Genomic DNA, 14369 nt, shown 5'->3' with positions numbered 1-14369 from the left:
TCCGGCAAGATCAATTTGCTATCTTTATGATAGCATATGGATACGAATGATACCAAACGGATCTCAAGACTTACAGCTATTCTCACACAGTTACAGACTAAAAGGTTAGTAACCTCTACTGAACTTGCCTCTAAGTTTCAGGTTAGCATTCGTACAATTTACCGGGATATTCGTGCTTTAGAAAATGCTGGTATTCCCATACTTACCGAAGAGGGCAAAGGTTACTATTTGATGGATCATTACAGGCTAGCCCCTGTGATGTTCACAGAAAAAGAGGCCAATGCGCTGATTGTAGCGGAGCAACTTATCTTAAAAAATAAAGACGCATCACTTATTCAGGATTATTCTGATGCTATAGATAAAGTAAAGGCAGTCTTAAGATATGAAACGAAAGATAAAGCCAATTTGCTTTTAGCACGGACACGCTACGCTGAGAACATCAGCAGAGAAAGAACAAGCAATAATCTTTCTTCCCTTCAGTATGCATTGACAAATTTTCTTGCCGTTAACATTCAATATACCAACAATCAAAAGGAGGAAACGGAGCGTATCATCGAACCCTTTGCCATTTTAAGCACGGAGAACTGGCTGTTAGTGGGTTGGTGTCGGCTACGCAGGAGTTTTAGATATTTCCGTCTTGATAGAATTTCCAACCTTATGGTTCTTGATGAAAAGTTTGAACCTCATAACATGACACTTCAGGAGTTTTTTGAAAAATTTCACTGACCCATCGAGACCCCTGACATAGGGCTGTCACCACCCCATGTAATTTTGCTTCACATTTAAAAAACAAAGCAAATTCATTATGGAAAAAAGGACAATTGATCCATGGGCATGGGGAGAAAGCACAAATTCGGCCCAGGCGGTAGAAGTTAAACATGCAGAGGGCACCTTGTACTGCTCTGGTCAGGTAGCATTGGATGAAAATGGAATACCAAGTAGTGAAGACATGCGCTCACAACTGATTCAAACCATTACTAACTTAGAACATTTAATCGCTGAAGCCGGATACGACTGCAGAAACATTGTCAAACTCAATATCTATACCACCTCCACACAGGACTTTTTTACAACTTGCATGGATGTATACGTTCCATTTCTTAAAAAACATGGAATAAAGCAGGCTACTACTTTGCTTGAAGTAAAAGGACTTTTTGCCACGCTTACAGTTGAACTTGAAGCTACCGTAGTCAGATAACCATTGCAATAATAATATTCATTTCCCAGACTTAATCGTAGGCACCTGAATGGGAAAAACCCTTCTTTTGAAAAAGCACAATACAGTGGCCGGCACGCAGCGAAGCTACGACCGGCCACTAATAATCAGCTTTACCATCCATATTATGCCAGCAGCAAGTATTGCTATCGCCGGACGGGTATAGTAAGCTTATTGCTTAACAAACTGCAGGTGAGTGACAATATGCACCTCTTTGCCTATACCTGCCGCTGTCGGGTCATAGTCGATGCCATAGTCAAAGCGGTTAATGGTCGCTTCTGCTCTCATGCCCATTTTTTCGCCCTGGTCCGTAGTGGCTGTTCCTCCATAGTACAGGTCAGCAACCACCTCCTTAGTTACACCTTTTATGGTAAGGTTACCATATAGCTTATAGTGCTCAGGGTCATCTGTTTTCTCTATACGCGTACTCTCAAAGGACATAGTAGGGTGGGCATCAGCCTCAAAAAAGTCACCGCTACGCAAGTGGTTATCCCTTTGATCCACGCCTGTGTTGATGCTTTCCACCTGCACAGTAAAGTCAAACCGGGCATTCTCAAGGGTCTCCCCTTTTGTGGTGAGCTCTCCCGAGTACTCGGTAAATTTACCACTGACCATACTAATGCCGGAATGCTCAATAGTAAAGTTAATAGATGAATGATAGGGGTCTATTTTCCATTCTGTCTGAGCAAAAACGCTTACTGAACATGTCAGTAGTATAAAAAATATTAACAGTCTTTTCATATCGATTATATGCTGAATCAGGATGATTAGTTAAGTGTTGCGAGAAGTGACTGAACATCAAGGGGCCTCGTGTACATCTCCAGCTCGCCCTTATCGTTATATGGCCAGCTTTCCCTGGGCCTGTCCCAGTACAGCTCTATGCCATTATCATCAGGGTCCCTCAGGTAGATCGCTTCTGAAACGCCATGGTCTGAAGCGCCCCCGACAGGATAGCCCGCCTGCTGTATCCGGACGAGGGCGGCAGCAAGGTCTCTCCTCTCAGGGTACACGATAGCCGCGTGAAACAGCCCTACCCCTTCCCTGGAAGCCGGCGGAGCATCCTTGCTACGCCAGGTGTTCAGTCCGATATGATGGTGGTAGCCACCGGCAGAAAGAAAGGCGGCCTCGTCCCCGTACATCATAATTACCTCAAACCCCAGTATATCCCTGTAAAAGGTCAGCGCCTTTTCAAGGTCTGAAACCTTCAGGTGCACATGCCCTATGCGGGTTTGTGGTGGTACGGTATATTCCTGGTCACTTCTGTTTCCTTCTGCAGTTTCCATCATAATCAGATAAAGAGTAATTCATTAGCTCCACCGGGTATTCACCGGCAGGTATCCTTCTATATCTGAGCCCTGTTTTAATACACAAAAGAAATGCCTGCCGGTGTACCCGGAGCGCCTTATGACTGCTTCACTAACTGCACTTCAGCGTTGAGCTTTACCTCGTCGCCTACCATAACCCCACCCGTCTCCAGTGCGGCATTCCAGTTCAGGCCAAACTCCTTGCGGTTGATCTTTCCGCTGATAGAGAAGCCAGCTTTCTCGTTGCCATAAGGGTCTGTAACATATCCTCCAAACTCAGCGTCCAGCACCACCTCTTTACTTACCCCTTTGATGGTCAGGTTACCTTTCACCTTATAGGTTTCATCATCTACTTTTTGAACTGCATTTGATGTAAAGCTTAGTTCCGGATGATTTGCCACATCAAAAAAGTCTTCTGCTTTCAGGTGGTTATCCCTGTCCGCATTGTTAGTAGAGACAGATCCGGCATTGATTTTTACCTGTACCTCGGCTGCAGTCAGGTCGTCACCGTTTGAGGTCATTTCTACCTGAAAGTCTGTGAATTCACCTTTCACATTGCTGATCATGAGGTGCCTTACTTTAAAGGTCAGTTCGCTGTGTGCGGGGTCACTTACCCATTTTGTCTGTGTCTGAACCTGATTTAATGTGTCCATAATTAAGATTATCTAAGCGTTTGAATTTTTATTTCTGAATAACTGATACAAATATCCTCATATGGACAGGCCCACGCATTGACATAAATCAAGAAAGGCCCTTGATCCAGATCAAGAGCCTTGCACTTTACACGCTTGTAGCACGCTATTTTTTGGCTGCCTTAGCTCGCAGGCGGCTTAGTGTTTCCGGCGTTATGCCCAGGTAGGAAGCGATCATGTGCTGGGGTACACGCTGCATAATCTGGGGGTAGGTTTCTACAAACTGCTGGTACTTCTGCTCAGCCGTATAGCTAAGGGCGCTGACCACCCGCTTCTGAGCAAAAAATGCGCGCCTTTCTTTTATAAGCCCGATAAGGTCTTTAAAGGCCGGCACCTTCTTCTCTAGGGAGACCATCTCTTCCTGAGTAATAAGCAAAAGGTCACTATCCTCCAGCGCATCAATATTAAAGGCCGAGGGTGTTTGGTTGGCCAGGCTTTCGCGGTCACCTATCCACCAGTTTTCTATAGCAAACTGGGTAATGTGCTCATGGCCCTTCTCATCCACCATGTATTGGCGCAGTAGACCTTTTACCACAAAAGCAGTATGCCTTGCCACTTGCCCCTCCTGCAGCAGATACTGCCGTTTGCGTAGCTTCTGAGGGGCAAAGGCCTTCTTTATTTCCTCAAAATCCTCATCATCGATGCTGATTTTGGATGTGATATAAGTGTAGAGGTGATCGTACATGATATTACAGGCCCAAATTTATAAATCTTTACGCCTATTCATAGCCCCAATGCTGCTTCATGCCCTTCATTTATCACCTGCACGGTAGTAGGGAATGGGAAGCAGGCTACTTCCTTGCTACCGGCAGGTAAATCATGGTGGCAGAGGCAAAGGCAAAGAGGGCGACGGTTCTTTTATGTACTCGCAAAAAGCCCCTGTATTGTTTCGCTTTGAGGCAATCAATGCAGGGGAGCAGAGAACAGAAGGGGAACCAGGTCAGCCCGACCAGGTCAGCCCGACCGGGTCAGCCCGACCGGGTCAGCCCACCCGCGACTCAGAGTAGAGGTCGTAGGCAGCCACCAGGGCTTCGCGGCCTGTCGCTTCGGGGTACTTCTCGTAGCGGCTTATTTTGGCCCTCTCCTCTACATACATCGGCTTATACGCATTGTCATACGCGTCCCATATTACCAGCATATAGGCATAGCTCATCTTACTGTCCCGGCCCTCTTCCAGCCAGGTTTCAAATACATCTTCTTCCAATGAGCCGGGGAAGCCAGGTCCGTCAAACATAGTGTGTCTGTTAAGCCAATAATGCCCGCTAAGTTAAGTACTTATAGCGGGCAGCCAAACCTGGCTGCCAAATACTCTGCCAGCGCCACCCCATCCAGGCAGAACCTAAGAGGCCTTTTCCAGTACGCTGCCCCCCTCAAAGAGGTACTCTATGAACTTATAGGCAACATACAGGTAGCCCAGCGGCAGCAGAATATACATAAAAAGGATAGACGTAAAGGCATTCAGTACCAGCTCCAGCGCCTTACTGGCCGCAAACTTTATCGCCTTTTTAGTAAGCCGGTAGTCTTCCGCCAGGTGCACCACCCCCGACTCCGCCACCCCGGTCACCGTATCCTCCACCTTCTGCACCAGGGTCAGGTGGTCCTTGCCTTTTTCCTTGTCCTTAGCCAGTTGCTTCTCCTTACGGGCCTGTAGCTCCTTCTTCCGCATTTCCTCCTTCTGCACATAATCATTATGCACCAGCGTTATCTCCTGGTGCAGCCTATCCTGCGCATCCAGTTGCACCTCCGCGTCCAGGCTATTGATAAAATAAGTATAAATGTCCAGCCCCGGGTTGAGCAGAAAGCCAATCATCAGCACCTTATAAAACAGCGTCTGGTGCCTCTTCCAGAAGGAAGCCACCCAGGCAAGCACCAGCAGGACCAGCAGCCCCTTGGCATGCGCCAGCTTAGCCAGCAGCAGGTTTACCGCTATCGCAATATTCGCTACCGAAAGGTATTGAATCGCCTGCTGAAGCGTTTCTGCCGCCCCCTCAAATGTGCCCGAGACCAGCGGCAGTTTCACACTCGCACCAGACTCCGCCAGCAGGTAGAGGCTCTCCAGTAGCGCCAGGCTTTCCAGCGCATTGGCTGCGTCCTGCCCCAGCGTAGCCAGCGTACCGTCTACCAGCGGGTTAAACCAGGCAAACAGTAGCAGAGGGATGCACACCCATCGGAACACCTTAGGTTTCATCATGGCAGCGCCCGGTTAATTAAGCATGTAATGACGAAGCGAGCCTACCGTGCCGTTAAAGTGGTTCAGGTCCACCTTAGTACCCGCTTTCACACCGTTTACATATCCTGTCTGCGTATATTGCCAGAAGGCCCAGTTCTTCCACCCCTTAGGCAGGTACGGCGCATGCGCACTCTCCCACTCCGCCAGCCACAGCGGGCAGTGGCTGAAGTCCTCCGTGATGTTCTTATCCCAAAAGCTGCGGTCCGTGTATATGATCGGGTAGCGGCCTATTGCCTTCTCCACTATATCCACCCACAGTTTCACATCCCTTGTCAGCTGCTCCGGGTCCACCCCATGCGCAATCTCTATATCCAGCACCGGCACTATGTCCCCCTTCGTATGCTTTACAGTCGAGAGAAAGTGCTCCGCCTGCGCTTTCGCATCGCTGCCCGGCTGAAAGAAGTGATACGCCCCCCGGTGCATCCCATAGTTTTTAGACGTTACCCAGTTCTCTTCAAACTTAGGGTCCACATACGTATCCCCCTGCGTCGCCTTCACGAATACAAATTCCACATTCGCCTTTTTCAGGTCTATCCAGTTCACGTCCCCGTCCCAGTGAGACAGGTCGCAGCCTAGCGTCCTTTCTGCTTGCTGCAGCGATACCCCCGCACCCGCAGCAGGCTGGGGCTTGGGTTCAGGCATGGTATGAGCCTGTGCCGTCGTAGTAGCCGCCTCTTTTACAGGCTGGGCCGTACCCGGTGCCACAGCTCCGTCACTCAGCCACTGGTAGATGTTAAGGCTGGCGGACGCTATCAGTAGCAGCACCAGAACGAGGTAAGTATTAAAGGTCTTCATATCACGTTATACCACACCCTTCAGGGTATTTTTAAAGATAGAGTAGGCATTACTTTCTTCGGCCGCCTCACCTGGCAGGTGGTCCGTTTCCTCCGGCCGCATGCCTGCGTAGGCCAGCACCTTACGAATCTCGCCGGCCCCCAGCCCTTTTTGTTGCAGGCGGTGGTTCAATTCATCCACCACCCAGGCAGGCACAGCCCCGTCATCCGGTACCTGTGGTGCCTCAGTTACCGGCGCAGGCTTTTCCTGTATCCGGGCCACAAAGCCATGCCTCAGCATCTGCTCGCGTATCTCCTCGCGGGACTTCCCAAACCAGTGCGCCAGCATATACCGCAGCTCGTTAGGCGGCAGTATGTGCTTAAAGAGGCGCATGCATAGATCACTTAGCATATCCATAGCCTTTAATAGTATAATGGGAGAAAAGATAACCGGCACAGGTATCCGCCACAGCATAGTGCTTAATCAGCCTTTCCCTTACACAGGCAAGGTGTGACACTCCTTTGCTTATTAGAGGAAAGGCCCATAAGGCTCTCCATACCTCACCTAGAGGCACGGCCTGGTTTATTATTTCTTTTTCAGTCATCAGAAGCCGGTTACAGCCTGTAATTCTTCAGGAAAATGAGCACGTATCTGCACCCTATCGGGGCATCGCTATAACGCGTTCATCCTCAATGGCCAATGATACCTAAAATCACCTCGCTATAATACAAAGCCTTCAACCCGGCCTTGTGCTTTTTATAGGTATTTTTGTGATAAATGCAGGTGTATTGGTTAATACCGGCAGGTATATTCTTAGCGGCACACCACAGCCTGCCACCAGAAAAAGCAACCTTCCATAACCGGCAAATGGAAAAAAACTGATAGATTTATCCTTTAGCCATAGCCATTACCCAAGCCCGTTACACGCATGAAAGTCCTGCTGGCCCTCTCCTACCTGGTTTTCCTTACAGGGTTTGCCCTTAAGTTTTTTCATATACATTATAATGCCGTCATTATGCTTGTCGGCCTCGCCGGCATACTGCTGCTGAGCCTCGTTTCCCTGGCTATCAGGCGCAACAGGCTCTACCCGCTTCTTAACCTGACCACAGGGGCCTGGGCCGCCTTTTTGTTTGTGGTCATCAAGTTCCTGCCCGGCCAGTATATCCTATTGGCCGTCGCCATAGCGCTCACCCTCGTCGCCCTCTATATGGGTGTTAAGAAAAAGCAGTTTAATAAGCTCTGGCCCGTCGGCATCAGCATCGGGCTGGCCCTCGCCTTTTACACCATGCCTACCCATGAGCGCTACCAGGTACTCAATATCAACTGGAACCACGAACTGGCCACCGACTACATCACCTGGGATAAATACGCCTGGTTTCTCTACCTCAACGGCGAATACGATGAGGCACTGAATGCCGCCGTGCAGGCAGGACAGATCGTAAGCGAAACCAATGACATCCGGTGGGCGGAACTGATCAGGGAGCACGAGCAGCGCATACGCGACCGTAACTGGACCAGCTACAGATAAGGAGACTCAAAAGGTGTGGTCACCGCCCGGTCTGCTAACGCAGCGGCCGGTCGGGCTAAAATTTATCCGTTTTTCGACAGACTACTCCCCCCGGGGGCTCAAACAGGCCGTTCTATCCCTCACGCATACACCAATCCGTGGCTTATCACATTTTCCCGGATATTAGAAAAGCACAAAAAACAAGCCATCCGAATCTTATAAGTAAGGATAGACGAAGGAGAGATACCCCAAGAAATGGGCAAGCCGTCACGGTATTGTACAAATTTGCCTGGTGTAGGTGTGCAGGTGTTGAAGGGTTTTACAGGAACCTCTGCACTGACATCCCCCGATGTCAGCCCTGCCAGCCCGATCAGCCTTACTGCATCTACCACCTTCCCGGTTAAGGTACTGCTCCGCCTCCTCATTTGCAGGCGAAGGGGAATACTTGCGTGTTTTGAAATGCCTTTTGCAGCATTTCCTAATGGGCAGTTAGCTAATGCTTCTACTGTAGTATTGCTCCAACCCAGTGATGAAATAGTTGTAGGCAAGGTGTATTCAGCGCTTTTAATGCCTGAGCCTTAAGCTAGGCCAGTTACATAGGAACGTAGCCTGTATAGCACAAGAAACTCAGTCTGAGTTCATAGATAGTTATTAGATTAGCTTTAAGACCCCTGCTCAAACTACCAGGGTGGTTTGTTGTCCCTTTAACAGCATTATCAATGATACAGAGCAGAGTAAGTTTAATTGGACTCACCTATACTAAGAAATAAAAATTGTCCTAACCCCTTAAAAATAGGACTAAGATTCTACAAGTTGAGTTGTTAGTTTTAGCTTACCATCTGTTGTCTGTTCCAGTGGCAAGTTACGTAGTTTCTTGGCGCTGTTTGTTCTTTTAAGGAACTGACTGGGCGCTTGTTTTCCAAGGCTGCCATGTAGACGCTCGTGGTTGTAAAAGTTCATAAAGCGATTGAAGGTCTCCTTTGCTTCCTGCAGGTCCTCGAACTCATATTTTGAGCATACGGCGCTTTCTATGATGGAATGAAAGGACTCAATATAGCAGTTCTCCTGCGGTGTAGCTACATGCGTGAACTCATGCTCGATGGCCATTTCCTTTAGGTATTCCCGAAACAGCCCTGCCTCAAACTGACTACCGTTATCGGTTCGTAAGGTTGCTTTTTCAGGTAACTGGTAATGGTAAAGTATTTCTTTCATTAGTTCGATCACCTGGTGCTTGGTCACGCTCCAGGCCAACCTGTAGCCTAATACTCCCCGGGAGTATACATCCAATACGGTAATTAGCAGCGCATTACGATGCTGACCGTGAATATAGATATACTTGATATCGGTCTGCAGGCATTGAAAAGCTGCTTCCGGGCTAGGAAGAAGATCCTGAGCAATGCGTTTGCCACGTTTGTTGCGCCTAATGCGCTGACTGAGCAAGCGAGCCTGCTTCATGAGCCGATAAACTTTTTTCTCGTTGATAACGAGCCTTTCGGTGTTTTTCAACCAGGCCGCTACCTTCTCATAACCATAATCAATAAACTCCTGGCTTAAGAGCCATTCGATCCGCTCCAGCACATAGGCATTGCTGTAAAGAATACCATCATGGCTCAGGGTATGTTGGCTTACTTTACGCCCTCTCTTGCCTGTCTTAGATTGATAGTAATAAGAGCTTCTACTCAGGCCACATAAAGGCAGCACTTTATATGTAGCATAACCCAGGTTAATATACTTTTGAGCAATCATGAGCCTGTACGCTTTTTGGCAGTGCTTTTTTTTAAAAGCTCTTCTTTAATGCGCAGGGCCAGCTCTTTTTCAGCCAGCATCTCTTTTAACTGCTGGTTTTCCTTTTGCAAGCGCTTAAGCTCAGGGTCTACTTTATAATGCTTGCTGGCTAGGGCATCTATGCCACCAGTATCATACTTTTCCTTCCATTGATAGAAAGTATTGCTATAGATACCGTGCTTGCGGATGGTGGCTGTAATGCCTTCCTTTTCTGCTTCTAAAAGAATCTGAAGCTTCTGTTCAGCGGTCCAGTGTCTTCGTTTCATTTGAGATACAAGTTAGTAAAGTTAACTTGTAGAATTCATTGTCCAGTTATTTAGGGGGCTAAGAAGAAATTAGCAACCATATCGGTAACAAAGCAGGCGCATTACTTTTCTTCTAGGGCCGAGTCACCGTATATAAATATGCTGTTTATGGCAACTTTACTGTTTTTATATTCCAATTTAATTAAACTTAAGATTTTGTGTTGATTCCAAAAATAAAAAGACAAACTACACTAATAGAAATAAGCAATAAAAAATAAATCTTAATTATAGATATCTAAAAAATATCAAGGAAAAACAAGGCACTTAAAAAAGCATAGAGGCCTTAAACGCTAAAATATAAATCATTTTTTCCTTGAAAAGAATAAAACCAATGATTAATTTCTTGAAATTTATTTCACCTAACACAAACTTTAGAATATTATGAAAAAGTTCGAAAGCTTAAACATCAACAAGTTTCAATCTTACACTATCTCTGACTTGTCCAAATTGACTGGAGGAGATATTACTGGGATTTATTCTACCGGTGAACAAGCCAAATTAGATGCGGAGGACGTAACCAGAGTGCAATAGTCTACATCTAAATTTTAAAAGTATGACACGTTGAGAAATCAACGTGTCTATTTATGTCAATGTATATGGTATTGATATTTAGTTGTTCTGAAGGAGAATATTCAACCAATATAGTTATAGATTGGATATGGTCTAAAAACACACCATTCAAAAGATTAAATGGATCAGACTTTGATAATTCGCATTCATATCAAATTAGTATGAATGGTGAAGGGCTTATTTTGAAATTTGAAGATGAAGATGAAGATTCTGAGGTCAATCCAAATGAAATCAAATCAACGTGGTATAGACGTTGGGGGGGAATTGACTTCATCGACAAAGCTTATGGTTTAACAAATGACATTCATCTAAATCATCAGATAAGATCTACACTTTACAAGGACTTTTTCGCCATCAAAGAAGCTATAACTGACTCCTATGCATGTGACAGGTCTCTTAATAAAGAGAGTAACACCTCTCCAAATAAATTAAATCAATTAAGAATAGCCAGTAATTTAAATTTAAATATACCATCAACGATCGTTACATCTTCTAGAAAACACCTGTTACAATTCAGTGAAAAATTTGACTCTATAATTACGAAAAGCATACAAGACTTTGCGGGTCTTTCTGTAAACAGCATACCTTTTGCCTTATATACTTCCACATTTAGTATAGAGGATATAAAATCTATGCCCACAGAGTTCTTTCCTTCATTTTTCCAGGAGAAAATAGAAAAGGAGTTTGAAATAAGGTCATTTTATCTAGAAGGCAAGTTCTATTCAATGGCTATTTTCAGTCAGTCAGATCAGAAAACCACCACAGATTTTCGTAATTATAATTTTGATAAGCCCAATAGAAATATACCTTTCAAAATCCCAGCCGGGATAGAGGAAAAGTTACATTCATTGATGATGGCATTAGATTTAAACTGCGGTTCTATCGACCTCATTAAAGCTTCTGATGGAAGGTATGTTTTTTTAGAAGTTAACCCTATAGGACAGTTTGGAATGGTCTCAAACCCTTGCAATTATTATTTAGAGGAAATTGTAGCGGAATACCTTGTAGCTGGTAATAACATCAACTAACAATATTGAATCATGGAAAGTAAAGACATTTACAACCAATTACTTAATAAAATACCTCCTGATAGTGTGCAATTTATACCGTCTACATTTTACAAACTCGTCCCCTTAAATAAGTCAGGAGTAAAGCGAAAAGCTGTTCAGTCTTCCTTTTATAAGGATAATTCATACTACTGCATTTCTTATCATAAGCCCATTTCACAAATAATAAAAAGGAATTTAAAGAATGGATGATAGTAAGTCAGTTCTGCTCTTTAGTAATTGCATACCCGTAAAAGGTGCCAGCCGAAGTGCGATTTGTGATTTACAACGCAATTCATTTCAACTTATACCAAACACTCTATATGATATATTACACGATTATAGAGGAAAAAACACCAAAGAAATCAAGTCATTGTATGACAATGAATATGACAATGAAATTGATGAATATTTTAAATTTCTTATTGATAATGAACTAGCGTTTACAACCCTTGAACCTGAACTTTTCCCCTCCATAGACTTTAGTTGGAAGTCACCCTATAAAATTGAAAATTCAATAATAGACATAGATGAAAATTCCTGTCACCCCTTTGAAAAGATTTTTAAAGAATTAAACGATTTAGGTTGTAAGTCAGTACAATTGAGATATTTCACAATCAACATCACAGTTGATGATTTAATTGAAGATTTGAGGCCATCTCTCGATTCTAGAATAAAGCATATAGATATCATAATGCCTTATTCAAAAGGTTTTGACTATAACAAACTATTCGAAGCACACGAAAGAATTAACTTTCTTACAGTGTATTCTGCTCCTGAAAATAAAACAATTCAAAAATTCGATACTCCTATTTTCTATACTGTAGAAAAGATAAGCTCTTCTCAACATTGCGGTATTGTTTATCCTGCGAATTTTTCAATAAATATTGATCACTTTAAGGAGGCCTTGCATGGAAACTCATGTCTATTAGGTAAAATCTCCGTTGATATTGATGGATTTATACGAAACTGTCCATCAACCCCCTACAAATCTGGACATATTAACGAAATAAGCCTTCTAGATGCAGTGGTTGATGAATCCTTGAGAGAATTTTGGTTGATAAATAAGGATCAGATAGCTGTTTGTCAGGATTGTGAGTTCCGTTATATCTGTACTGATTGCAGAGCTTTCACTATTGATAATGAGAAGTACGCAAAACCTTCTAAGTGTAGTTATGACCCATACAATGCTGAATGGTCTAATCCTAGTGACAACCCGTTTAATTAACCTGGAAGAATGTTTTTCCCGATAACTCTATTTATCGTACAATTCTGTACTGTAATTTTCTCTCAAGAAATAAATTGTCAGGAAACTATGGTGAGTAAGATAGAGAGTGCCTACCTAAATGATCAGAATATTCAGAAGTTTTATATCGAAAATTTCAATATAATATCAAAAGCCAAATTAAATTATATTCGTGATAGTCTAACTCACGAAAATTGCTTTTTCGTTGAAGAAATATTTTATGACTGTGGCTTTCCTTATCTGAATAAAGTTTCCCAAAAACATTCTCATCAATTTTGGTTAGTAGTACAGCATTGTGATAATAATCCTGAATTTCAAATTTCTGTTTTGAATCGAATGGAAAAAGGCCTTTCAGGCAACAATGTCCTTAAAGAAGATTATGCCTATTTAACTGATAGGGTTAGAATTAATCAGGGGAAAAAGCAAGTATATGGTACTCAGCTAAAATTGATAGATAATTGTTATTACCCAAAACCTATTGAAGATAGCATAAACGTTAATTCCCGAAGGTTAAGTATGGGGTTAGATTCTCTAGTACATTATCTTAAGCAGGCAAGTAGCGTTTTAGATAGCTTGAATTCCAATATTTCCCAGAAATGTTATTAGACATAAATGCGGCCCTTTTTATTCTAATCCCTATTGAAACTACACAAAAATCGCCTTTAAAAAATTATTAAAGAGAACAATAATACCCTTCTTCCAAATTGCATATCGTAAGCAATACGTCAATTAAAGCAGTTCCTGATAGAATGATGTATTAGTAGGTAAGATTTGCCGGCACCCTAGAACCTTTAGGGGAAGCCTCCACTTCACCCACCTCAATTATCATGGGAGCTAGCAGTGAAGAAATCCGGTGCTTTGCGTGAGGGATAAAACGGCATATCTGCCCCATGTCCATCCCCTCCCCTTCCTATTCTCTGTAGCCTGTTACGCTCTTCGTATTTTTGCACTTTTTCTTTATGCACTGTATACCCACCCTATGGGTATGGTATGGGTATCCCGTGGGTATCCTCTGGGGTAATGTGGATAACCCTAAAGGGCTATTTTTTGTACTTTTGTGGGAAGACGCAAAAAGCCGCTCCTTATGACCATACCTGCTAATACGAAAAGCCTGCTTAGGCACCTGGGCACCATCCAGTCACTGTCGGAAACGGAAGAAGAGGCCATAGCGGCCCTGTGTGAGGTAGTAAAGGTAGGTAAAAATGAGGATTTGCAGCACATAGGGCAGACCTGCCGCACCATCTACTTTGTGCAGGAGGGCGCAGCGCGCATCTACTACTACAAGGAGGGCCGTGACGTGACCGAGTACTTTGCCTTTGCCCATGACATGATCATACGCGCAGAGAGCCTGTTTACCGGCCAGGCGAGCCAGAAGGCAATACAGGCGGTAACGGACACGGCTTTTGTGGCCATACCTGCGGGGCCCCTTTATGCCCTGTTCGATGTGCACCACAGCATAGAGCGGCTGTTTCGCAAGATGGTGGAGCGCTCCTATGTGGAGGCCCTGCACCGGCTGGAGGATCTGCAGTTTAGCACGGCAGAGGAGCGCTACCGCAGCCTGCTGGAAAAATCGCCGGAGGTGGTGCAAACCATCCCCCTCAAGCATGTCGCCTCCTACCTCGGCATAACGCAGGTAAGCCTGAGCCGGATACGTAGCAGCCTGGCCTGATTTTTTATCATATGTAAAAGGATGC

20 protein-coding genes are annotated in these 14369 nt (G+C 44.6%); 9 read left to right on the top strand and 11 right to left on the bottom strand.

Annotation, left to right across the window (positions count from 1 at the left end):
- Positions 1–36 precede the first annotated feature (36 nt).
- The 3 genes from AB9P05_RS17915 (at position 37) to AB9P05_RS17905 (ending at position 1382) form a co-directional block, all read left to right on the top strand.
- Positions 37–726 carry a helix-turn-helix transcriptional regulator gene (locus AB9P05_RS17915; RefSeq protein ID WP_371910212.1) on the top strand — a complete coding sequence of 230 codons (690 nt, stop codon included), beginning with the start codon at positions 37–39 and terminating at the stop codon, positions 724–726.
- 79 nt (positions 727–805) lie between these two features.
- A complete protein-coding gene (locus AB9P05_RS17910) occupies positions 806–1198 on the top strand; it encodes a RidA family protein (RefSeq protein ID WP_371910211.1) in 393 nt (130 codons plus the stop codon).
- A 49-nt stretch (positions 1199–1247) separates the two neighbouring features.
- Positions 1248–1382, top strand: coding sequence for a hypothetical protein (locus tag AB9P05_RS17905; protein ID WP_371910210.1), 135 nt, complete (start codon positions 1248–1250; stop codon positions 1380–1382).
- 5 nt (positions 1383–1387) lie between these two features.
- On the opposite strand, the gene AB9P05_RS17900 is transcribed toward AB9P05_RS17905, so the two are convergent.
- The 4 genes from AB9P05_RS17900 to AB9P05_RS17885 form a co-directional block, all read right to left on the bottom strand.
- On the bottom strand, positions 1388–1957 hold the full coding sequence (locus AB9P05_RS17900) for a YceI family protein (protein ID WP_371910209.1): 570 nt from the start codon (positions 1955–1957) through the stop codon (positions 1388–1390).
- Positions 1958–1983: 26 nt separating this feature from the next.
- On the bottom strand, positions 1984–2502 hold the full coding sequence (locus AB9P05_RS17895) for a VOC family protein (protein ID WP_371910208.1): 519 nt from the start codon (positions 2500–2502) through the stop codon (positions 1984–1986).
- A 116-nt stretch (positions 2503–2618) separates the two neighbouring features.
- On the bottom strand, positions 2619–3173 hold the full coding sequence (locus tag AB9P05_RS17890) for a YceI family protein (protein ID WP_371910207.1): 555 nt from the start codon (positions 3171–3173) through the stop codon (positions 2619–2621).
- A 145-nt stretch (positions 3174–3318) separates the two neighbouring features.
- A complete protein-coding gene (locus AB9P05_RS17885) occupies positions 3319–3897 on the bottom strand; it encodes a Crp/Fnr family transcriptional regulator (RefSeq protein ID WP_371910206.1) in 579 nt (192 codons plus the stop codon).
- A 94-nt stretch (positions 3898–3991) separates the two neighbouring features.
- Here AB9P05_RS17885 and AB9P05_RS17880 point away from each other — a divergent pair, with 94 nt between their 5' ends.
- Positions 3992–4219 carry a hypothetical protein gene (locus AB9P05_RS17880; protein ID WP_371910205.1) on the top strand — a complete coding sequence of 76 codons (228 nt, stop codon included), beginning with the start codon at positions 3992–3994 and terminating at the stop codon, positions 4217–4219.
- On the opposite strand, the gene AB9P05_RS17875 is transcribed toward AB9P05_RS17880, so the two are convergent.
- The 5 genes from AB9P05_RS17875 to AB9P05_RS17855 all read right to left on the bottom strand — a co-directional run bounded on the left by AB9P05_RS17875 (position 4195) and on the right by AB9P05_RS17855 (position 6820).
- Positions 4195–4446: a hypothetical protein gene (locus AB9P05_RS17875; RefSeq protein WP_371910204.1), complete on the bottom strand. Its 252-nt coding sequence runs from the start codon at positions 4444–4446 to the stop codon at positions 4195–4197. The genes AB9P05_RS17880 and AB9P05_RS17875 overlap by 25 nt on opposite strands.
- Positions 4447–4551: 105 nt before the next feature.
- Positions 4552–5403: a hypothetical protein gene (locus AB9P05_RS17870; protein ID WP_371910203.1), complete on the bottom strand. Its 852-nt coding sequence runs from the start codon at positions 5401–5403 to the stop codon at positions 4552–4554.
- Positions 5404–5415: 12 nt separating this feature from the next.
- Complete coding sequence (locus AB9P05_RS17865; RefSeq protein WP_371910202.1) at positions 5416–6237, bottom strand: glycoside hydrolase family 25 protein; 822 nt, start codon at positions 6235–6237, stop codon at positions 5416–5418.
- Between the two features lie 6 nt (positions 6238–6243).
- Positions 6244–6633 carry a hypothetical protein gene (locus AB9P05_RS17860; protein WP_371910201.1) on the bottom strand — a complete coding sequence of 130 codons (390 nt, stop codon included), beginning with the start codon at positions 6631–6633 and terminating at the stop codon, positions 6244–6246.
- The gene (locus AB9P05_RS17855; RefSeq protein ID WP_371910200.1) at positions 6617–6820 is read right to left on the bottom strand and encodes a hypothetical protein; all 204 of its coding nucleotides are present in this window, start codon (positions 6818–6820) and stop codon (positions 6617–6619) included. Before AB9P05_RS17855 ends, AB9P05_RS17860 begins: the two co-directional genes overlap by 17 nt.
- A 324-nt stretch (positions 6821–7144) precedes the next feature.
- On the opposite strand from AB9P05_RS17855, the gene AB9P05_RS17850 reads away from it, so the two are divergent.
- Entirely contained in the window at positions 7145–7744 is a 600-nt protein-coding gene (locus AB9P05_RS17850) for a hypothetical protein (RefSeq protein WP_371910199.1), read from the top strand.
- A gap of 777 nt (positions 7745–8521) precedes the next feature.
- Here the strand turns inward: AB9P05_RS17850 and AB9P05_RS17845 are convergent.
- Together AB9P05_RS17845 and AB9P05_RS17840 are read right to left on the bottom strand one after the other, a co-directional pair.
- The gene (locus tag AB9P05_RS17845; RefSeq protein WP_371910198.1) at positions 8522–9469 is read right to left on the bottom strand and encodes an IS3 family transposase; all 948 of its coding nucleotides are present in this window, start codon (positions 9467–9469) and stop codon (positions 8522–8524) included.
- Positions 9466–9774, bottom strand: a complete 309-nt coding sequence (locus tag AB9P05_RS17840; protein ID WP_371909474.1) for a transposase — start codon at positions 9772–9774, stop codon at positions 9466–9468. The genes AB9P05_RS17845 and AB9P05_RS17840 overlap by 4 nt, the downstream gene beginning before the upstream one ends.
- A 623-nt stretch (positions 9775–10397) precedes the next feature.
- On the opposite strand from AB9P05_RS17840, the gene gwsG reads away from it, so the two are divergent.
- The 4 genes from gwsG (at position 10398) to AB9P05_RS17820 (ending at position 14344) form a co-directional block, all read left to right on the top strand.
- Positions 10398–11411 (top strand): grasp-with-spasm system ATP-grasp peptide maturase, encoded by a 1014-nt coding sequence (gwsG, locus tag AB9P05_RS17835; RefSeq protein WP_371910197.1) that lies wholly within the window; start codon positions 10398–10400, stop codon positions 11409–11411.
- 223 nt (positions 11412–11634) lie between these two features.
- Entirely contained in the window at positions 11635–12657 is a 1023-nt protein-coding gene (gwsS, locus tag AB9P05_RS17830) for a grasp-with-spasm system SPASM domain peptide maturase (RefSeq protein WP_371910196.1), read from the top strand.
- An 87-nt stretch (positions 12658–12744) separates the two neighbouring features.
- Complete coding sequence (locus AB9P05_RS17825; protein WP_371910195.1) at positions 12745–13281, top strand: DUF6624 domain-containing protein; 537 nt, start codon at positions 12745–12747, stop codon at positions 13279–13281.
- Positions 13282–13759: 478 nt separating this feature from the next.
- Positions 13760–14344, top strand: a complete 585-nt coding sequence (locus tag AB9P05_RS17820) for a Crp/Fnr family transcriptional regulator (protein ID WP_371910194.1) — start codon at positions 13760–13762, stop codon at positions 14342–14344.
- Positions 14345–14369: the final 25 nt, after the last annotated feature.

The sequence above is a fragment of the Roseivirga sp. BDSF3-8 genome, assembly GCF_041449215.1.
Lineage (GTDB): Bacteria > Bacteroidota > Bacteroidia > Cytophagales > Cyclobacteriaceae > JBGNFV01.
Note: the sequence above shows the minus strand (reverse complement) of the source record. Positions and strands in the feature narration are given on the sequence as shown.